Below are 19,338 nucleotides of genomic sequence, written 5' to 3'. Positions count from 1 at the left end.
TAACAACAAAAATAAGGTTTGTAATGCAGGCGCACAAACAGAGCCTTATGTACTTACACATTGCAGTGCTACTATTCGGTGGCACCGCATTATTTGCCAAATTGGTCAGCCTAAGTGCATTAGATATTACCGTTTATAGAACAGCGATTGCAGGCTGTGCCTTACTGATTTTACTCACAATTCAACACAAAGCCATTAAGCTTCATTCTCGCCGTGATTACCTAATTGCCTTGTTGCTTGGCATCACGGTTGGAGTTCATTGGCTCACCTACTTTGCTGGTATGCAATTGGCAGGGATTGCAGTGGGTATGATTGCCTTTTTTACTTACCCTGTGATTACGGTATTTTTAGAGCCTTTTTTTCATGGCAGCAAACCGCAACTCAAAGATATAGCAAGTGCCTTGGTGGTGATGTTGGGTATTTACTTACTCATTCCTGATGCCAGCTTAGGAAATGATGTGACTCTAGGGATTGCCATTGGTATTTTGTCAGCGTGTTTTTTTGCTTTTAGAAATATTGTGCATAAGCGTTACTTTAGCCAATATAGCGGCCCACAAACCATGCTTTATCAAACTTGGATCGCGTGTATTATGTTATGCGCGTTTGTCGAAGTACCACCATTACAAGTTGATACAATAAATTGGCTGCTATTAATTACCGTAGGGGTTATTTTTACAGCAGCACCGCATTCACTGTTTGCAGCAAGCTTAAAACATTTATCCGCTTCAACCGCTGGTTTAATATCTTGTTTGCAACCTTTATACGGTACGTTTTTCGCTTTTTTAATTTTGCATGAGCAACCTACAATTAGCACACTTATTGGTGGTACATTAGTGATTAGTGCCGCTTTTTATGAAACATGGTCAGTGACTCGGAAACATAAGCAATGATGAAAGTATTCGCTCACAGAGGTGCCAGTGGTACCTATCCAGAAAATACCAAAAGCGCCATTATTGCCGCAGTAGATTTGGCAGTAGATGGTATCGAAATTGACGTACAGAGCTGCCTTGATGATTACATGATCATTCACGACACTTGGCTCGATCGCACAACCTCTGGTCGCGGTAAAGTAAATGCCTGCACAAAAGAGCAAATTCAACAATATGATGCAGGTAACGGAGAAGTTGTTCCCTGTCTGCAAGATGCCATTGACTGGGTAGAAGATAAAACGCTTTTAAACCTTGAACTAAAACACACTTTTTCTTTAGATAAGTTTGTTGAGATGGTAGAGTCAAATATTAGTATTGGAAAAATATCAAGAGATAATATTTTGGTATCATCTTTTGATCATCATCAACTCATGTGGCTCAAACAAAAGTTACCATGGGTAAAAATTGGCGCTCTTACGGCTTCAATTCCAATCAATTACAGTGAATTTGCTCAAAAACTGCATGCCTACAGCATTCATATAGATAAAAACTTTATAAACCATGAATTTGTTGCAGATGCAAAACAACGAGGCCTTCAAGTTTATGCTTACACGGTCGATAAAGTAGAAGATATTGAATTAATGTTAAGTTATGGCGTGGATGGTATTTTTACCAATTTCCCCTGTCATACACAAATGACACTTCAATCACTGTAACTCAGCAAGAGTAAGCTATACTGTTGAATTGAGTGGCATTGAACAAGACTAAGAAACGTCCAAATGAATCAACACAACACCTTAATGAGTAGCTATATGCGCATGTATAATTTTATCGAACAGACTTTCTTTTACACCTTAACGCGTAAAATTGTCGGTAATTTAGGATTCGTGTTTGCATTCCAGGCGATCACTTTAATCTGGCTTTACAATAGCCTTTCAGAGCAACAAGCAAGCATGAGCTTGTTTTGGTTAATGGCACTTATCATCGTCGCGAGCTTTATTTTTACGATTTTCTATATGCGTTTTTTAATTGTACGCCCAGTCCAAGCCATGCGTGACACACTAGCGCACATTAACCGCCATGATGCTGATTTATCTGCTAAGTTACCACACTTCACATTTGATGAATTCAGAGATCTCAGCGAACAATACAATACCTTTACGGCACACTTAGGTGAGCTACTTGCGACAACTTATCAAAGTGCGCAAGCCAGTGCTGACAGCAGTTCAAAGATGACTCAATCAATGCAACAGACAGCAGAGATTAGCCATCAGCAGATTAAATTTAGCCATACAATTACTGATTCAAGTAACCAAATTACTTCAAGCTTAGAACATATTTCGGCTAACACAGACAGTGTACATACGATTAATAGTGAGCATCTGGCATTTGTAAAAAATTCAGCTACAGAGCTCTCTGCACTTGTAAATAAGGTTGCGATGATTAGCCAGATTTTAGCTAACTTCTCAGCGACTATTTCAGGTTTAAAAGAAAACAGTGAAAATATTCGCGCTATTTTAAAAATGGTTGAAGAGTTTTCCGATCAAACTAATTTACTTGCATTAAATGCAGCCATTGAAGCGGCACGCGCTGGCGAAGCTGGACGAGGCTTTGCTGTGGTTGCAGATGAAGTGAGAACACTTTCAGTAAAAGTGAATGATGCGACTCGTCAAATAAGTGACTTCATTAATCAAATGAATACATTAGTTAATGAAACAAACAAAGAGTCTGAGCAGTTAATTAGTCATTCTAGCGATGCAGAAACAGCGATCAGTGATACCTCTGCAGGGTTTAGTAATATGCTTGGCGAATTTGAGCAAAATCAGCAGCAATTACAACAAATAGTCAGTGCAGTACATTTACTGGAACAAACACAAACACAAACTCATCAAAGTGTTGAACAAATTGTGACATTAGGTGAACAAGCGAAACAGCAAATAGATGAGTCACTGGCTGATTGTGAGCAATCACATTTACTAAGTCAACAAACACTACAACAATTAAAACGCTTTGTTTAAGGTCTGTTTTAGCTCTTTTGTTTTAACTATTTATGGTAAAGTAGCCACTTCTTGGCTACTTTTTTATTGACTGTGACAACTCCTACTACCGATTACCAACAACTCGCTTTGCAAATTAAACAATGGGGTAAAGACCTTGGTTTTGCCGAAGTGGGGATCACCGATATCGATCTCACTAAGCATGAAACACAGCTTCAGCGCTGGCTAGATAAAGGTTATCATGGTGAGATGGAGTACATGGCTGCCCATGGTATGAAGCGTGCTCGCCCTGCTGAATTAGTCCCCGGCACACAAAGAGTCATTTCAGTTAAAATGAATTACCTGCCCCCCGATGCCAGCTTTGCAAAAAACTTAAAGCAAACAAACAAAGCGTACATCAGCCGCTATGCCTTGGGTCGGGACTACCATAAGCTACTTCGTAATCGCCTAAAAAAGCTCGGCCAAAAGATTGAGCAGCATGTTGGCGAGCTAGGGTTTCGCCCATTTGTCGACTCTGCGCCAGTACTTGAAAGGCAACTTGCTGAAAAAGCAGGCTTAGGTTGGCGAGGTAAGCATAGTTTGTTAATCAATAAAGAGGCGGGCTCTTGGTTTTTTTTAGGTGAGTTATTTGTTGATATTCCACTGCCTATCGATGAGGAAAACACCTTTGAAGGCTGTGGTAAATGTGTCGCTTGCATGACATTATGCCCTACAGGCGCGATTGTAGAGCCTTATGTAGTGGATGCTCGTAAATGTATTTCATACTTAACAATCGAGCTACAGGGTGCGATCCCTGAAGAGTACCGTCCTTTACTCGGTAATCGGGTTTACGGCTGTGACGATTGCCAGCTCGTCTGCCCTTGGAATCGTTATGGTCAAATAACGGATGAAGCTGATTTTCACCCGCGAAAGCAATTAAAAGATCAAGACCTGTTAACTCTTTTTGCTTGGGATGAAGCAACCTTTCTTAAAAATACCGAAGGCAGTCCTATCCGACGAATAGGCCACCAGCGATGGCAGAGAAATCTCGCTGTAGGCTTAGGTAATGCTGAATATAACGAAGAAATAGTGGCAACATTAAGCGATGCGCTTAAAAGCGCAACTTCACTTGTAAAAGAGCATATTGAATGGGCGCTTGATCAACAGACCCATAAGCGCCAACAACAGTTACGTAAAACAGCGCGACTAATTCGTATTGTAGAAAAAGGCTTACCACGAGACGCCTAGTACGTTACGTCATAAATGTTAGCTTTTCAGTAACAAGGATAAATCTGCTTCAATTTCTTTAAATGCCGCTTTAACACCTTGTACTGACTCTTCACGTGCAACTGAGTTTTGAATCGTTTCATCAACTTTTTGATAAATGAAAACCTCTTGGTCTTCATCAAGGCCCATTGTTGGTATTCGCTGTTCAAGGTCTTCCTGTAGTTGTTTAAAAACAGCTTCATTATTGAGACGGTTCTCATTTAATAGCTCAATCAAACCACGAAACTTACTATGTACTTTACCCACCGCGTCATTTAATTGCTGTTGCTGACGAATAAGCTCTTTTTTAGTAATAATCGCTTTAAGCTGTTGCTCGGTAACACTCACCAAAAAACAAATATGATCTCGAATTCGGCCATGCTTATCAGGGTCTTGTTCAGGCATATTGAGAATCAATAAACTGATCATTTCATAGTTCACTAAAATGCGGCTCGAAAACTCATGTAAGCGGCCTTTATTTTTTAGCATTTCAAACAGTTCAACCACAATAGGTGAGCATATCCCTGTTACAGAAAAATGCTCTACCCCCGAATCAAGACGAAACTCAACATTGCTTTGTAAATCAAATGAGCTTAAACAGTGGAGCAATGCCTTTCCTAGCTCTTGTTCATTATCAATAGAACCAATATGTTCAATATAATTAACAATTTGCCCCATCTCACTGCTATTTGCCATCGCGTTAAACGCTGTCGATGTTGCATCCTCGACTTGTTGTTCTAAGGACTCTTTTTCAATCAGTACTTGGTGTAGATGCTGAAGCTTCAGTTTTAATTCTTCATGCCCAAATGGCTTCACAATATAATCTTCGGCACCAACAGAATACCCTTCCATACGCTCTTCAACTGTGCCTCTTGCCGACACAAACATAACAATAATATTTGCTGTGTTTGGATTTTCTTTAAGCTTTCGGCATACCTCATAGCCACTCATTTGCGGCATACTCACATCAAGTAAAATAACTTGTGGGTCAAACTCTTCAACTACAGCTAAGCATTCTGGACCACTATTAACCATTTTTAATTCAAAATCGAGCTCTTCTAAGATCTCTTCAATGATCTCTAAATTAAAAGGCTCATCATCAACTGCTAAAATTCGTTTTAAGGCCATCTCACCCTCTTCCATTTTAAATTAAGCTTCATAATTACTTTGCACTCGCTCTTCATTTGTTAAATGCTGAGGAAAGTCAATTTCTAAAGGTAGGGTCACTAAAATAGTGGCACCACCGTATTCGTTGTTACTTGCCACAATAGTGCCTTGATGTAGCAAAACAAACTCACGGCAAATTGCTAAACCGAGTCCGGTGCCTCCTGCACCGCTATTGGTTTTACTGCTTTGTTCGAACTTTGCGAATACTTTTTCTAATTCGTCGTCAGGTATACCTATACCACGATCAACAACTGCAATTTCAGCCGATCCATTGCTTAGCGCCAGCTTTATGTCTATATCGCTATTGGGCTCACTAAATTTAAGCGCATTGCCAAGTAAGTTACGCATAATTTGGTTAATTTGTTCTTCATCACACTCAATGGTGATGTTTGTATTAGGCGCAATTAATTTAATGGTGATATTACGTTCAAGTGCTGTACCCGAGACATCATCAATACTGGTTTTTATGATATTCATCAGGCTATGCTTCTGCGGGTTAAAAGGAAATTTACCAACATCAAGCTTAGATAAGTCAAGCAAGTTATTGAGTAAAGAAAGTAACCGTTCACCACTTTGCTCTATTCGTGATAAATACTTATTAAGCTTCTCTTTACTGAGGTCATCATTGGCTACTTTTTCTAAGCCAAACCGTGCGAAGCTAAGAATAGAATGCATAGGTGTTCTAAGCTCGTGAGACATATTAGCTAAAAACTCTGACTTACTGTGATTGGCAGCTTCAGCGACATTTTTTGCGTGCTCTAACTGGGCTGTGCGTGCTTTAACTTCTTCTTCTAGGGTATCTTTTGCTTCAAGAAGTAGCTCTTCTTTCTCTTTCAGGTGCGTAACATTTTTAAAGATGACAGCAAGTGCTATTTCACCGTGATGGTCAATTTCATTGAACGAGCCCACCAATGGAACCGATGCACCATTTTCCTTCAGTACCTTTAAATCACAACTAAATTGACGATTTTTATTAAGTGTACTGACCTTGTCTTTTATACGTGTAGTCGAAGCTAAGTCAAAAAAGTCATACACCGAGCAATTTTCAAACTCTTTTAACGATTTCTCAAATAATGACTCACAGGCATCATTGGCCTCAATAATTTTACCGTTACGATCAAATAGAATGATCGCATCGGGGGTGTGCTTAAAAATAACACGTAATAAGCTGTCTTTTTCGATTAATGCATCAACCGTGTTTTGTAGACGCTCTACCAACTCTGCATTGTGGCGTTTTAACAATTCAGTTTGCCAAAGCTTATGGACCGATTGCAGCAAGCTATTGTCATCTATTGGCTTAATTAAAACATCTTCAACACCTTGACGAATGGCTGCAACCATAGAGACTTGATCGGGCTTAGAGGTATAAAGTAAACAACGGCAATTAGGTTGCAATGTTTTGAATTTATTAAATAGCTCAAGACCTGTACCATCTTCAAAGGTAAAGTCACTAATTAATAAATCAATTGCATGCTGGTTCACTAACTCTACCGCTGAGAATATATTTTCTGCGGTGAAGGTTTTAATATGTGCACCTTTTAAATTGTGCGCGATCGTATTTAATCGCTCAGGGCAGTGATCAACAAGTAAAACCGTAGGAAGTTTTAAGATATTATCGGAATCAAGTTCAAGCACGCCTTCTAATAGAGCGCTGATCTCTTTGTTGGCAAAGAAAGGGTATATGACCACCGCATTAGGTAGTAAGCGATTAATTTCACTAAAATGCTCAAGTAAATCACTGCGCTGTGCTTTAGGTGCCAAAAGTAAAAGATGCTCTTGAGAAAATACCCCCATTAGCTTTTTGATAGTATCTGTTGGTACACCGTGTGAAGCAGCAACAAGGTCAAATTGCTGCGCTAAAACAGCATTATCAACCATTGAAAAGTGTATCAGCTCAACCCTACACCCTATGAGCTCTAGTAACACCTTTACTCGCATTGCTAAAACACTATTACTATCAACAATTAATATCTTTCGCACTTTACGCTACGCCCAATTAATCATATTACTTAATTAGCGTAGTCGAAAAAAATCGATGCAGCACAATTTACACCGTATTTTTTTATTAGTTTATGAACAAACTATGAATCTAAATGTTTTCCCAAAATAGTTAAGCTGTAAGGTTTTCCATCCATAATTGCCACACTTGGCAATTCACCCCATACTTTATAATTAAATAGATTAAATAACTTAATACTCGGTAGGTTATGACTAAAAATAAATGCTAAAAGTACTTTTATTTTAAGTGTGCTTGCATGGGTCTCCGCGAATGTCAGCAATCGTTTACCTAGCCCTTTTCCTTGTGCACTTGCGGTAATATAAATGCTCACTTCAACAGTTCCATCGTAAGCGGGCCGTCCGTAAAAAGACTTGTAACTTATCCATGCTAAAACCTTTCCTTCTTGTTCATATACAAAAATAGGCCGATTAATAGAATGGGATAAAAACCATGCTTCTTTATCTGTAACAGTTACCTCTTCGGTATCGGCTGTTACCATACGTCCTGGGATTGTTTCATTGTAGATTGCGACGATTGCCGCTAAATCATCATAGGTTGCTGTACGAATAGTCATAAAACGAATATTTGGTGATCACTTTTGCGCATATTAGCGTATATTCGATTGGAAAAACTAGCAGGAAATAACCATGTATAAATTTGCTTTGTTACTTAGTGCAACTCTTCTAACCACTCAGGTTGCAGCTCAAACGCCCGCATCATCAAACACAACACAAGCACAATGTGATGATTTCACTAATGTTGAATTACGGAAGCTTCGTTCCAAAGAAACGATAAACCTATGCCAATTTAAAAATAAACCACTGCTAATCGTTAATACCGCAAGCAACTGTGGTTTTACCCCGCAGTTTGAAGGCTTAGAAGCACTAAACAAAGAATATAAAGACCAAGGCTTAGTTATATTGGGTTTTCCATCTGATGATTTTTTCCAAGAAGAAGATGATGAAAAAGAGACTGCCGATGTATGTTTCATAAACTATGGGGTCACTTTCAACATGTTCGCTACCAGTGAAGTGAGAGGCAGCGGCGCAAACCCTGTATTCCAGCATTTAAATAAGGTAACTAGCTCACCAAACTGGAATTTTTATAAATATCTTGTTTCCGCCGACAGAAAAACAGTGACGCGCTTTAACAGCAAAACCAAACCGCAGTCAGAGAAATTGCGCAAAGCTATAGAAACAGCGCTAGCTACACAATAAATTTAATTGTTCGTTCGTTAAATATTGAACTAGACTATTCATTTAATTCACAAAAACACACATTGTGGGGAGTAATTATGGCAGTAGCCAGCGCGAGGCATATCTTAGTAGACAGTGAAGCACACTGTTTAGACTTAAAACAGCAAATAGAACAAGGTGCAGACTTTGCAGATCTTGCACGAGCTCACTCAAATTGCCCATCAGGCCAAGATGGCGGTGCATTAGGTGAGTTTGGACCCGGTATGATGGTGCCAGAATTCGATAAAGTGGTATTCTCTGCTCCAGTAAACCAAGTACAAGGCCCAGTTCAGACTCAGTTCGGTTATCACTTACTTGAAGTCACCAGCCGTACAGATTGATACAAATACCAACAAATGAGCCGCTCACAGCGGCTTTTTTTTCGACAGGAGATCGTCATGGAATTACTCGGTTCAACAACCTCCCCCTTTGTGAGACGTATTCGAATATGGGCTGATTTAAATGGACTTGCTTTAGTATTTAAAAATTTAGATATATTTTCTGAGCAAGATAGGCAGACGATGATAACTCATAGCCCCGCAAGAAAAATTCCTATTCTTATTGATAATGGCTTTAGCCTATCCGATTCAAATTCAATTATTCGCTACCTACTCGAAAAAAACAATCAACCACTGTTGAGTTGGCGACAAGAGAATTTTCTTACCATCATTAATGCCTGTAATGACTCATTAGTAGAAATGCTTCTATGTCAACGCTCAGGATTCGACACACACACTGACACACTGTTTTTTAATTTACAGAATGAACGAATTGCTGAAACATTAGCCTATTTAAATAATCATTTATCTGAGCCAGTATTTAAAAGCTGTGAATACCTCAACATCAGTTTATACTGCTTGCTAGATTGGATCCGCTTCCGCGAATTAACTGATTTTAGCCAACTAGAAAATTTAGTTGGCTTTTACCATCAATTCGCAGATAAAGCGGCGGTACAACAAACAGATCCACGAAAATAAAGGTAAGGGTTAGGCAAATGAGCGATATCGAAATTGAATCAGAATTAGTAAGCTTCGTTGAAAAAGTTCGTCTCAACGAAACGATGTGGGCACTGGGTGCTGAAGATGGTGGTTTTGTTGTCTGTGAATCAAACCAATTTAGTGACACTGATGTCCTATTACTTTGGGGCACCGAAGATGCTGCAAAGGCGCAATGCAAAGACGAATGGCAAGACTATACGCCAGTTGAAATTGGCCTTGATGAGTTTCTTGATGAATGGGTTGAAGACCTAAACGAAGATGATGCACTGGTTGGTTTAAACTGGAATGATGACCAAGTATGTGTAGAAATTGAGCCTGTAGGACTTGCAAAAGCACTTTGTGATTAATTTTATCACGACACTATGCTCTATGTCGTAGTGTCGTTAGGCTGGAAACTAAACGTTGTTCAGGTATACTCCTTAAAGCGTCTTTATTATCAAGGTATTAGGTTGAAGTCCCATCTCGGTCGCCGGCCCTTTTCGGCCATGGAATTACATACCCTGTATAACGGTTACATCTACAGTGACCAACGTCTTCCTCGTGAGCAAGCAAAGCATTGGCACTTTTGGCTGCCTTTGTTCGCTTATTACACCGGTGCCTACAGCGATGAAATTGGTCATTTAACTCTTGATAACATTGTCACGTGTGATGGTGTTCGCTGCTTTGATTTTCACACTCATGGCAAGATAAAACCACGCTATGTGCCCATCCACAATGCACTACTTAATGCTGGACTTGATCAGTACTTAGACTTTTTAAGCGAACAAAACCAACAACGGCTGATGTTTGATTTACCTGCTAAATCAGGCCGCTATAGCGAAAAAGTACGCATTTGGTTTTCCGGTGAAGGTGAACGTGCTGGTTATTTACAAAAATGCGCTATTCCCAATGTTGACCAACAAGGAATGAAAACGGCGATTAGTAGCTTACGGCTCAACTTTGAACAACAAATTCGTATTCATGCACTGCAAGCAAACAGCAAAGATGCCTTTAACTACTTACTTGGTTTTAAAGATTTCAATGAGCAACGTTTTACGGATATGCCACTATTGAACACCGTGCTACAAAATGTGCGACAAATCAACCCGCAACTGCATTGGCAACGTTTCATCGACCGCCATCATTAGCTGACAAACTTTGTTACTAACTATTTATTACTGTTCAAATTAAAACCTGATAGCATGGTATTTCGCCCCTCATAGCAGGTGCCTTTCTAACAACAAAAAATCAGGGATACTTATGTTCTTAAAAAGCCTATTAACAGTGAGTGTTGCACTTGCTGTTAGCTCAGCCCACGCCAATGAATATGTTATCGAAAAGCTTGCCAAGCCTAGCTCACAACAAGTAAAACTTACGCTTGATCCTGCAAAAGACAATTTTTCCGGTCATACCGACATTGCCCTTGAAGTACTTAAAGCAACGAATTATATCGAACTAAACGGTATTGATTACGCTGTGAGTATGGCCAAAATTTTAGGTGCAGAGAACTGCGACCTTAGTGCTGAAATGCTAAAAACAGGTAAAGTTAAATTCACCTGTGATGAAAAAATTCAGCCTGGTAAATACACTTTAAAAATTGATTTTACAGCGCCTTACAACCGTCAAAGTGTCGGTTTATATAAAACGCTTGATCAGGGTACGCCTTACCTATTTACTCAATTTGAAATGAGCGATGCCCGTCGTGCATTCCCTGTATTTGACGAGCCTAGCTATAAAATTCCATTCCAGCTAACAATCACAGCGCCCACATCTCAAAAAGTGTATGCCAACACACCAGTATTAAAAACCAAAGTTGATGGCGAGATGACAACGCACTTTTTTGATAAAACGCCGCCTATTCCTTCTTACTTAGTCGCAATGGCTGTGGGCCCATTTGAAGAGCTTGAAATTAAAGGCATGCCAATTCCTGGCCGCGTACTGACGCCGCAAGGTAAAATTCATCTTGCTGATTACGCAAAAGAAAATATGCCACGCGTATTAAAAGCACTGGAAGATTACTTTGGCATCCCTTACGTTTATAAAAAACTTGATTCAGTTGCAGTACCAGAATTCCCATTTGGCGCGATGGAAAATGCAGGCCTTGTTACTTACCGTGAAGATATTCTTCTAGTCGACCTTGCCACTGCAACACGTAGTAAAAAAGAGCGCAATGTATCAATCATTGCCCATGAATTAGCTCACCAATGGTACGGTAACCTAGTCACCATGAAATGGTGGAATGACTTATGGTTAAACGAAGCGTTTGCAAGCTGGATGGCTGCGAAAATCACCGCACAAATCAACCCTGAGTTTGAGTCACACTTAGACTTACCACAAAACCATGTAATGGCACTCGATGCACGCTTAAGTACTAAGCCTATACGTAAGCCTATAAAAACCGAAGCTGACATCATGGATGGCCTTGGCCTTGCTTACAGTAAAGGCAGTGCGGTGCTTTCAATGGTGGAGAACTGGATTGGTGAAGAGGCATTCCAGCAAGGTATTCAAGCTTACTTGAAGAAGTTCTCATATAAAAATGCAGAAGCGGCAGACCTTTGGCAAGCATTAGGCGAAGCCTCGAATAAAGACGTTGCAAGTGTATTAAAATCGTTTATTGAACAATCATCTTTCCCACTAATCAAAGTAACCCAAGACGGAAAGAAAATTAATATTAGCCAAAGCCGCTTTGTGAATGCCGGTGTTGATGCGCCAGCACAACTTTGGAATGTTCCGGTGGCAATTAAATATGGTGCAGGCGATAAAGTTGAAACAGCGAATATATTGCTGAACAAAGAGACACAACAGCTAACCCTCGATTTTGAACCAGAGTGGATTTATCCAGATCAAGGCGCCATGGGTTATTACCGCTGGCTATTAGATGACGCACAGTTTAGTGCCCTACTCGACAACGCAGCGGATAAGCTAACCGTGCGAGAGCGCCTAGCGCTTCTTTCGGCGGTAGACTCTCTATTAGATGCAGGCGTTATTTCCGCTGCAAATCTAATGCAAACTCTTGAAGCATTCGTAAGCGATGCGCACCCGCTTGTTGCTAATACAGCCCTTGGTTATTTAGCGTCGCAAAAACGTGTCTTTGAAGATGACAGCAACCGTGATTTATGGCCGAAATTTATCCGTAACAGCATTGCACCGGCGGCGAAGCAATACGGCCTAACAGCAAAAGCAAATGAAGATGCTGCTGTATCACAATTACGCGCACAGGTTATTAGCCGTTTAGGTTTTGATGGCGAAGATCAAAAAGTGATTGATACAGCAAAAGCACAAGCAGCGCTTTATTTGAATAACCCTGAAAATGTTGACCCATATTTAGCTTCAACCTACCTAAATTTGGCAGCCTATCACGGCGATGCAAAGCTCCTTGAAAAGTACAAGCAAACCTTTAAAACAACCAAAGATCCGCAAGTACGTACTAAAATGCTAGCTGCGATGGGGTATTTCGGAAAGCCTGAGCTACAAAAAGCGGTATTAGATTATAGCCTAACAGATGAAGTAACAGCCTCAGATATGCGTACTTTATTAGGTGGCCTAAGTTATGGTAAAGAACGCCAAGCATTGTTCATTGATTGGATCTACAATAATTACGATGCTATCACTAAGAGCTTACCGCCGTTCTTTATACCAAACTTGCCATTCTTCACAACCGCAAACTGTGATGCGAAAAGTTTAGAAAAAACCAAAACCTTCTTTACTGATAAAATCTCTGAACAACCTGGCTATGCTCGCACTTTGAGTAAGTTAGAGGAAGGAGTGAATGATTGTATCGCACTGAAGAAACGTGAGCTAAGCTCAGTGAATAGTTTTCTTAAACGCTAACAACCAGCCACATTAGATTAGGGCCACATCTGTGGCCCTTTTCATTGTGCTAAAATAGCACTTAACCGCTTAATAAATAATTCAACGGCTTGGGTGGTTGTCACTTTAAAAGCAACACCATAATGAATGGGCTGAGCACTTTTATAAATCCGCGTAGGGAAGCGTGTCATTTCACTACTATGAAAGTAGTCTTTAACTCTAGAGATACCTTCCAAAGCTTCAAAATCAGCGCTAAACACTTCAAAAGCAGGCCTTATAATTAATTTAGCCTGACCACTTTGCTCATGCACATAAAACGCCTCTTTGGAGTGAGCAAGCATGAACTCGTTAATATTTTTTATTTTAAAATTACTACGACAGCCTAATTTTATAAGCTGTTCACTAAGTTGTGCTGCGGATAAAGACAAGTGCGCGCCTTGTTAAAAATGTTCAATAATAAACACAGTACAGTAATCTATTGAAAATCGTTACTTATTTATTGCACACAAATGCAAGCTTACTATTATGATAACTTAATCGTGTAATTGAGGTTTCACAATAACGACCTAAATCAAGCCACTGCGACACCCCCCCTGCATCATTCAAGTCACGTTTATAAATACGGCTTTGAACCGCATACGCCACTGTGTTGTGATTCACTAATGTAAAATCTTGTACTGCGTCAGGTAGTCGGAATAAATCGGCAACTTCATTCGTCTTAGCTGAAAAGCGTGCCAACCAATGCTGGTTATCTTTTTTATAACTAAACAAAAAGCTGTTTGTGTGTTTATCAAAAATAAGTGTACGACCTATATCACCGGCAATAATTTGAGGACTAGCAGCAGCGAGTGATGTGTATTGTAAGGTATGTGGTTCGCCTAAAATAAACATAACAAGATCATTGTCGGCTCCCCATGCATGGTAGCCAACAGGCTCAATCCATTCAAAAATACGACTTGCTTGTTGGTCTGATTTTAGAGGGTATTGCCACAATTTTTGCTTACCATCCTTTTCCACTACGATGGCTGATAAAGCCTGTTTGTCAGGCATTAAAGTAGGTGAATATTCACTAACAGGAGAATTGGTTAGGTTAAAGGCACTTTGACTGGCAAAATCAAAATAATACAAGTCAGTTTGTGATTGCCCCTGCTCAGCAATTACTTCATGGGTATAATAAACACCTTGGTCAATCAAAAATGGTTGATTGTTATAGCTTGTATCATCGGTAATACGAGACACCTTCATGCCATAAGGTGTATCCAGATCAGCTAATAATATTTCGCTTTTCGGCATCGCAGCATCCACTGCACTTGATAAAAATGTACTTGTCAGTACAAAAAATAAAGGCGAAATTAATTTCATGTTGCTCTCTCGTTTTAATTTTTATTCGCTCATGATAGCGTTATTTAATTGGCCAGTCACTTGACCTTACTATACTCGACCTTTATAACTAAGGCGTGTTTGTTTTTTGTTACTTTAACTAAGTGCTTGAGCAAATAACACGACTTCACTAATAACGAGAACAATTATGTCAGCTAAACACCCAATTATCGCAATTACCGGCTCATCTGGTGCAGGCACAACCACCACCACGAATGCCATTAAGCATATCTTTAGAAGCTTAAATATTGATGCGGCCTTTATCGAGGGTGATAGCTTTCATCGTTATACGCGTCCTGAAATGGATAAAAAAGTTCGTGAAGCACAGCAAGAGGGCAAGCACATAAGTTATTTTGGTCGTGAAGCTAACGATTTTGGTGCACTTGAAGAATTATTCTACCAATATGGTGAAACTGGCCAAGGAAAAATTAGACGCTACTTACACACTTTTGATGAAGCCGTGCCTTACAACCAGTTGCCTGGAACCTTTACTCCTTGGCAAGACCTAGAAGCCAATACCGATATCCTCTTTTATGAAGGCTTACATGGTGGCGCAGTTGACCAAGACCATGATGTAGCCAAGCATGTGGATTTGCTTATTGGCATGGTGCCTATCATCAACCTTGAATGGATCCAAAAACTAATCCGTGATACCTCAGAGCGAGGCCACTCTCGCGAGGCCGTCATGGGCTCAATTGTGCGCAGTATGGACGATTACATTAACCACATTACACCACAGTTCTCACGTACACATATTAACTTCCAGCGCGTGCCAACGGTTGATACTTCAAACCCATTTAGCGCTAAAGATATTCCGTCACTAGACGAAAGTTTTGTTGTTATCCGTTTTCGTGGCATTGAAGATGTAGATTTTCCATATTATCTACGCATGATTGAAGGTAGTTTTATGTCACGTATAAACACCCTAGTTGTACCAGGTGGGAAAATGGGATTAGCGATGGAACTTGTTTTAACACCGCTAATCAAAGACATCATTTTGAAAAAACGTGCACTGGAAAATTTAGCCCCGGTTGACTTGCCGATTTAAATCACTCGGGTACACTGCTGACTCAACCAACAATGATGGAGTCGTCAGCTTGAAAGAAATATTACGTGTTATTGTCGGTTCAAAGAACCCTGTTAAAATTAACGCAGCTAAACATGTCTTTAGCCTTTACTTCCCAGACCATATCATTGAATGCAAAGGTGAACACGCCCCTTCCGATGTGCCTGATCAGCCATTGGGTGAAGATGAGACCCGTATAGGTGCTGAAAACCGCGTAAAATACTGCCAAACTCACTTTAACGCTGACTTTTATGCAGCAATGGAAGGTGGTGCAGAACAGTTTAGTTATGGCGCAGCAACCTTTGCATATGTGGTTATTGCAAATAAACAACAATTTAGTGTTGGTCGCAGTAGTAACCTCCCCTTACCGCAACCTTTTTACGATGCCTTATTGGCCGGTAAAGAACTGGGTGATGTCATGGATGAGGCATTCAACACCGTTAATATCAAACAACAAGGGGGCGCTATTGGCTTATTAACCAATCACCTTGCTACCCGCGAAAGCACCTATATACAAGCGCTTACACTCGCAATGGCGCCATTTTTACACCCGAGCTTATTTAATCAGTAGTTAGGATAACCATGAAGTATAGCCACGTATTATTCGATGCCGATGAAACCCTATTCAGTTTTAATGCATTTGAAGGGTTAAAGGTGATGTTCGCCAATTATGGCGTAAAATTTACTGATGCAGACTATCAGCATTACCAAGCCACTAATAAACCTCTTTGGATTGCCTATCAAAAGCATGAGATCACTGCCAGTGAGCTACAAATAACCCGTTTTACCCAGTGGGCTAACAAGCTCAATGTTCCCGCTAAAACTCTTAACGATGGCTTTTTAGATGCGATGGCATCAATTTGTGTGCCACTGCCTGGTGCTGTTGAGTTGTTGGCAAAGTTAAAGCCACATGCAAAGCTGGGCATTATTACTAATGGCTTTGCTAAATTACAGCAAAAACGCCTAGAGCATACAGGTTTACAAGATATGTTTGATTGGCTCGTTATTTCAGAGTTAGTAGGTAAAGCAAAGCCTGCTCCTGAAATTTTTCAGCACACGTTTCAATTAATGGGCAATCCGCCAAAAGAGCAAATCTTAATGGTTGGTGATACAGCAGCCAGCGATATTTTAGGGGGTTACAATGTGGGTATCGATACTTGCTGGTTGCAACACCCAGGTGTTCTACTACCTGAAGATATTAAACCAACTTATCAAATCAACCAGCTAGTAGAGCTTGAAGCTATTCTTGGATTATAAACAAGGCAAAAAAAATGACGCTAAAAGCGTCATTTTTTATAACTGTAATATGCTTGCGATTAAGCTGTCGCTACTTCTAGGCCTGGTGCAGGCATAGTCACTGGGGTCTCAAATGTTGCCCATTCCCATGCTGACTCAGTCGCCATAATTTTACGAAGTAGTTTATTGTTTAAATCATGACCTGATTTATAAGCCGTGATTTTACCTAGAATGTTGTGGCCAGTCATAAACATGTCGCCGACACAGTCTAAGATTTTATGTTTAACAAACTCATCGCTATAACGTAAGCCGTTTGGATTTAGTACTTTAAAGTCATCCAAAACAACTGCGTTATCCATGCTACCACCTAATGCTAGGTTATTAGCATGCATATACTCGATATCTTTCATAAAGCCAAAAGTACGTGCACGGCTGATTTCTTCAGTGAAGCTCTGCGTAGTAATATCTAAACCGATACGTTGACGGCTTTCATTGATTGCTGGGTGATCAAACGCAATTTCAAAGTCGATGTGAAAACCATCATAGGGTTCTATTTCAGCCCATTTATCGCCTTCTTCAATACGTACTTTTTCTTTAATACGAATAAAGCGCTTAGCTGCATTTACTTCTTTAATGCCGCCTTTTTGTAACAAGTAAATAAATGGTAATGCACTACCATCCATAATCGGCACTTCTGAGCTATCTAATTCAACAATTAGATTATCAATCCCCATTGCCGCAACGGCAGCAATAAGGTGCTCAGTCGTTGATAAACGAACACCATCTTTGTTTGTTAAACAGGTACACAATTGCGTATCGCCAACGGCTTCAGGTGTTGTTTCAAAATCAACAACCGGGTCAAGGTCCACACGACGAAATACAATCCCAGTATTTGCGCTCGCAGGTCGGAGAGTAATAGTGACCTTCTCACCTTTATGAAGTCCAATTCCTATGGCTTTGACTACTTCTGCAATCGTACGCTGTTTAATCATAGGTTCGCTCACTTATAGTTACAGTTAGACGGCGGATTGTATCATAAATACACTCAACTGCCAAATTTGTTTACTTTTCAGGCAAAATACCATAAAAAAATCTTAGTCAGCTTGTTTTCTCAAAAACGCTGGAATGTCGAAATAATCGCCACCTTCTGACTTATCAGACTTTTTGCTGCTTTCAGTATTACTTGATACTGAACTACTTGCTGTATTTTGCTTCACAGATTCTTGCTTATCAACACCTGCTGACACGCTTACATCGTCGCTACTACCTTGGCTTGCAAAGCTTGGCACGTACATGCTGCTAGTCGATTGGCTTGTTGTGCTTTGCACATCTGAACCCGATGCTTTTTTAAAGCCATTATCAACAATACCAAACTGTGGACGACGCTCGCCACCTAGACCAGTTGCAACGACTGTAACGCGTAACTCATCACTCATTTCAGGGTCAATTACCGCACCAACAACCACCGTTGCGTTTTCTGACGCAAGCGCTTTAACGTGATTACCAACAATCTCAAACTCTTCAATCGCAATATCCATACCTGCTGTGATATTAACTAGAATGCCTTTAGCACCGGTTAAATCGACATCTTCAAGTAATGGGCTTGAAATAGCGGCTTCTGCTGCTTCTTGCGCACGGTCTGGGCCAGACGCTGACGCAGTCCCCATCATCGCAGTGCCCATCGCTGACATAACAGTACGTACGTCGGCGAAATCCACGTTGATTAGACCAGAGCGTGTGATTAATTCTGCAATACCTTGAACCGCACCAAATAACACATCGTTTGCTTTTGCGAAGGCATCTAATAATGTCGTGCCTTTGCCTAAAACTTTAAGCAATTTATTGTTCGGAATTGTAATAAGTGAATCAACAGTTTCTGACAATTCATTAATACCTTGTTCAGCCGCTGCGGCACGCTTTTTACCTTCAAAGTCAAACGGGCGTGTTACAACTGCAACAGTTAAGATCCCTAACTCTTTAGCAATTTTAGCAACCACAGGAGCAGCACCGGTACCTGTACCACCGCCCATACCTGCAGCGATGAACACCATGTCAGCACCTTCAAGGCTTGCACGGATTGTTTCAGCATCTTCTTCCGCTGAATTACGACCCACTTCAGGGTTGGCTCCAGCACCTAAGCCAGAAGTGATTTGCGTACCTAGCTGTACAGTGACATCTGCTGATGAATTACGCAGTGCTTGTGCATCGGTATTCGCCGCAATGAAGCGTACACCTTCAATTTGTTGTTTTACCATGTGCTCAACAGCGTTACCGCCGCCACCGCCCACGCCAATTACTTTAATGACAGCTTCTTCGCTGTGCTGTTCCATTATATCAAACATCTTTACTCTCCGACT

At 40.4% G+C, this 19,338-nt stretch carries 20 protein-coding genes; 13 read left to right on the top strand and 7 right to left on the bottom strand.

The window, feature by feature from the left end; translation table 11 throughout:
* The first annotated feature begins 23 nt into the window (after positions 1–23).
* The 4 genes from PAARA_RS08650 to queG all read left to right on the top strand — a co-directional run bounded on the left by PAARA_RS08650 (position 24) and on the right by queG (position 4,093).
* Complete coding sequence (locus tag PAARA_RS08650) at positions 24–890, top strand: DMT family transporter (RefSeq protein ID WP_062568638.1); 867 nt, start codon at positions 24–26, stop codon at positions 888–890.
* Complete coding sequence (locus PAARA_RS08645) at positions 887–1,585, top strand: glycerophosphodiester phosphodiesterase (protein WP_062568637.1); 699 nt, start codon at positions 887–889, stop codon at positions 1,583–1,585. The genes PAARA_RS08650 and PAARA_RS08645 overlap by 4 nt, the downstream gene beginning before the upstream one ends.
* An 84-nt stretch (positions 1,586–1,669) precedes the next feature.
* Positions 1,670–2,887, top strand: a complete 1,218-nt coding sequence (locus PAARA_RS08640; RefSeq protein ID WP_062568820.1) for a methyl-accepting chemotaxis protein — start codon at positions 1,670–1,672, stop codon at positions 2,885–2,887.
* A gap of 72 nt (positions 2,888–2,959) precedes the next feature.
* Positions 2,960–4,093: a tRNA epoxyqueuosine(34) reductase QueG gene (queG, locus tag PAARA_RS08635; protein WP_062568819.1), complete on the top strand. Its 1,134-nt coding sequence runs from the start codon at positions 2,960–2,962 to the stop codon at positions 4,091–4,093.
* Positions 4,094–4,111: 18 nt separating this feature from the next.
* Here the strand turns inward: queG and PAARA_RS08630 are convergent, their stop codons facing one another.
* The 3 genes from PAARA_RS08630 to PAARA_RS08620 form a co-directional block, all read right to left on the bottom strand.
* Positions 4,112–5,239 (bottom strand): response regulator, encoded by a 1,128-nt coding sequence (locus tag PAARA_RS08630; protein ID WP_062568818.1) that lies wholly within the window; start codon positions 5,237–5,239, stop codon positions 4,112–4,114.
* Between the two features lie 21 nt (positions 5,240–5,260).
* Positions 5,261–7,216, bottom strand: a complete 1,956-nt coding sequence (locus tag PAARA_RS08625) for a hybrid sensor histidine kinase/response regulator (protein WP_062568817.1) — start codon at positions 7,214–7,216, stop codon at positions 5,261–5,263.
* A gap of 143 nt (positions 7,217–7,359) precedes the next feature.
* Positions 7,360–7,851 (bottom strand): GNAT family N-acetyltransferase, encoded by a 492-nt coding sequence (locus PAARA_RS08620; RefSeq protein WP_062568636.1) that lies wholly within the window; start codon positions 7,849–7,851, stop codon positions 7,360–7,362.
* A gap of 73 nt (positions 7,852–7,924) precedes the next feature.
* Between PAARA_RS08620 and PAARA_RS08615 the strand changes: the two genes are divergently transcribed.
* The 6 genes from PAARA_RS08615 to PAARA_RS08590 all read left to right on the top strand — a co-directional run bounded on the left by PAARA_RS08615 (position 7,925) and on the right by PAARA_RS08590 (position 13,320).
* Positions 7,925–8,494 (top strand): glutathione peroxidase, encoded by a 570-nt coding sequence (locus PAARA_RS08615; protein WP_062568635.1) that lies wholly within the window; start codon positions 7,925–7,927, stop codon positions 8,492–8,494.
* A gap of 77 nt (positions 8,495–8,571) precedes the next feature.
* The gene (locus PAARA_RS08610) at positions 8,572–8,853 is read left to right on the top strand and encodes a peptidylprolyl isomerase (RefSeq protein WP_062568634.1); all 282 of its coding nucleotides are present in this window, start codon (positions 8,572–8,574) and stop codon (positions 8,851–8,853) included.
* 57 nt (positions 8,854–8,910) lie between these two features.
* Complete coding sequence (locus tag PAARA_RS08605) at positions 8,911–9,489, top strand: glutathione S-transferase family protein (RefSeq protein ID WP_062568633.1); 579 nt, start codon at positions 8,911–8,913, stop codon at positions 9,487–9,489.
* Between the two features lie 17 nt (positions 9,490–9,506).
* Entirely contained in the window at positions 9,507–9,857 is a 351-nt protein-coding gene (locus PAARA_RS08600; RefSeq protein ID WP_062568632.1) for a DUF2750 domain-containing protein, read from the top strand.
* A gap of 102 nt (positions 9,858–9,959) precedes the next feature.
* A complete protein-coding gene (locus tag PAARA_RS08595) occupies positions 9,960–10,637 on the top strand; it encodes a site-specific integrase (protein WP_062568631.1) in 678 nt (225 codons plus the stop codon).
* 112 nt (positions 10,638–10,749) lie between these two features.
* Positions 10,750–13,320 (top strand): M1 family metallopeptidase, encoded by a 2,571-nt coding sequence (locus PAARA_RS08590; RefSeq protein ID WP_062568630.1) that lies wholly within the window; start codon positions 10,750–10,752, stop codon positions 13,318–13,320.
* Between the two features lie 41 nt (positions 13,321–13,361).
* Here the strand turns inward: PAARA_RS08590 and PAARA_RS08585 are convergent, their stop codons facing one another.
* Entirely contained in the window at positions 13,362–13,727 is a 366-nt protein-coding gene (locus tag PAARA_RS08585; protein WP_062568629.1) for a hypothetical protein, read from the bottom strand.
* 64 nt (positions 13,728–13,791) lie between these two features.
* Positions 13,792–14,661, bottom strand: a complete 870-nt coding sequence (locus PAARA_RS08580; RefSeq protein ID WP_062568628.1) for a hypothetical protein — start codon at positions 14,659–14,661, stop codon at positions 13,792–13,794.
* Between the two features lie 166 nt (positions 14,662–14,827).
* Here PAARA_RS08580 and PAARA_RS08575 point away from each other — a divergent pair, with 166 nt between their 5' ends.
* Genes PAARA_RS08575 through yjjG form a run of 3 tightly spaced genes read left to right on the top strand, consistent with a single transcriptional unit; the run spans position 14,828 to position 17,002 of the window.
* Positions 14,828–15,727 carry a phosphoribulokinase gene (locus PAARA_RS08575; RefSeq protein ID WP_062568627.1) on the top strand — a complete coding sequence of 300 codons (900 nt, stop codon included), beginning with the start codon at positions 14,828–14,830 and terminating at the stop codon, positions 15,725–15,727.
* A gap of 49 nt (positions 15,728–15,776) precedes the next feature.
* Positions 15,777–16,316, top strand: a complete 540-nt coding sequence (gene yjjX / locus PAARA_RS08570) for an inosine/xanthosine triphosphatase (protein WP_062568626.1) — start codon at positions 15,777–15,779, stop codon at positions 16,314–16,316.
* An 11-nt stretch (positions 16,317–16,327) separates the two neighbouring features.
* On the top strand, positions 16,328–17,002 hold the full coding sequence (gene yjjG / locus PAARA_RS08565; RefSeq protein ID WP_062568625.1) for a pyrimidine 5'-nucleotidase: 675 nt from the start codon (positions 16,328–16,330) through the stop codon (positions 17,000–17,002).
* A gap of 59 nt (positions 17,003–17,061) precedes the next feature.
* Here yjjG and lpxC read toward each other — a convergent pair whose 3' ends face one another.
* Positions 17,062–17,973, bottom strand: coding sequence for a UDP-3-O-acyl-N-acetylglucosamine deacetylase (gene lpxC / locus PAARA_RS08560; RefSeq protein ID WP_062568624.1), 912 nt, complete (start codon positions 17,971–17,973; stop codon positions 17,062–17,064).
* Positions 17,974–18,075: 102 nt separating this feature from the next.
* On the bottom strand, positions 18,076–19,323 hold the full coding sequence (gene ftsZ / locus PAARA_RS08555; protein ID WP_062568623.1) for a cell division protein FtsZ: 1,248 nt from the start codon (positions 19,321–19,323) through the stop codon (positions 18,076–18,078).
* Between the last annotated feature and the right edge of the window lie 15 nt (positions 19,324–19,338).

Source organism: Pseudoalteromonas arabiensis, from assembly GCF_001550155.1.
Classification (GTDB): Bacteria; Pseudomonadota; Gammaproteobacteria; order Enterobacterales; family Alteromonadaceae; genus Pseudoalteromonas; species Pseudoalteromonas arabiensis.
This window is presented reverse-complemented; position numbering and strand designations above follow the sequence as displayed.

What these genes read in the sequence shown, in the direction of transcription:
- PAARA_RS08650 (WP_062568638.1), top strand. Translation starts at nt 24, where the DNA reads ATGCAGGCGCACAAACAGAGCCTTATGTACTTACACATTGCAGTGCTA.
- PAARA_RS08645 (WP_062568637.1), top strand. Translation starts at nt 887, where the DNA reads ATGATGAAAGTATTCGCTCACAGAGGTGCCAGTGGTACCTATCCAGAA.
- PAARA_RS08640 (WP_062568820.1), top strand. Translation starts at nt 1,670, where the DNA reads ATGAGTAGCTATATGCGCATGTATAATTTTATCGAACAGACTTTCTTT.
- PAARA_RS08630 (WP_062568818.1), bottom strand. Translation starts at nt 5,239, where the DNA reads ATGGCCTTAAAACGAATTTTAGCAGTTGATGATGAGCCTTTTAATTTA.
- PAARA_RS08625 (WP_062568817.1), bottom strand. Translation starts at nt 7,216, where the DNA reads ATGCGAGTAAAGGTGTTACTAGAGCTCATAGGGTGTAGGGTTGAGCTG.
- PAARA_RS08620 (WP_062568636.1), bottom strand. Translation starts at nt 7,851, where the DNA reads ATGACTATTCGTACAGCAACCTATGATGATTTAGCGGCAATCGTCGCA.
- PAARA_RS08615 (WP_062568635.1), top strand. Translation starts at nt 7,925, where the DNA reads ATGTATAAATTTGCTTTGTTACTTAGTGCAACTCTTCTAACCACTCAG.
- PAARA_RS08610 (WP_062568634.1), top strand. Translation starts at nt 8,572, where the DNA reads ATGGCAGTAGCCAGCGCGAGGCATATCTTAGTAGACAGTGAAGCACAC.
- PAARA_RS08605 (WP_062568633.1), top strand. Translation starts at nt 8,911, where the DNA reads ATGGAATTACTCGGTTCAACAACCTCCCCCTTTGTGAGACGTATTCGA.
- PAARA_RS08600 (WP_062568632.1), top strand. Translation starts at nt 9,507, where the DNA reads ATGAGCGATATCGAAATTGAATCAGAATTAGTAAGCTTCGTTGAAAAA.
- PAARA_RS08590 (WP_062568630.1), top strand. Translation starts at nt 10,750, where the DNA reads ATGTTCTTAAAAAGCCTATTAACAGTGAGTGTTGCACTTGCTGTTAGC.
- PAARA_RS08580 (WP_062568628.1), bottom strand. Translation starts at nt 14,661, where the DNA reads ATGAAATTAATTTCGCCTTTATTTTTTGTACTGACAAGTACATTTTTA.
- PAARA_RS08575 (WP_062568627.1), top strand. Translation starts at nt 14,828, where the DNA reads ATGTCAGCTAAACACCCAATTATCGCAATTACCGGCTCATCTGGTGCA.
- yjjG (WP_062568625.1), top strand. Translation starts at nt 16,328, where the DNA reads ATGAAGTATAGCCACGTATTATTCGATGCCGATGAAACCCTATTCAGT.
- lpxC (WP_062568624.1), bottom strand. Translation starts at nt 17,973, where the DNA reads ATGATTAAACAGCGTACGATTGCAGAAGTAGTCAAAGCCATAGGAATT.
- ftsZ (WP_062568623.1), bottom strand. Translation starts at nt 19,323, where the DNA reads ATGTTTGATATAATGGAACAGCACAGCGAAGAAGCTGTCATTAAAGTA.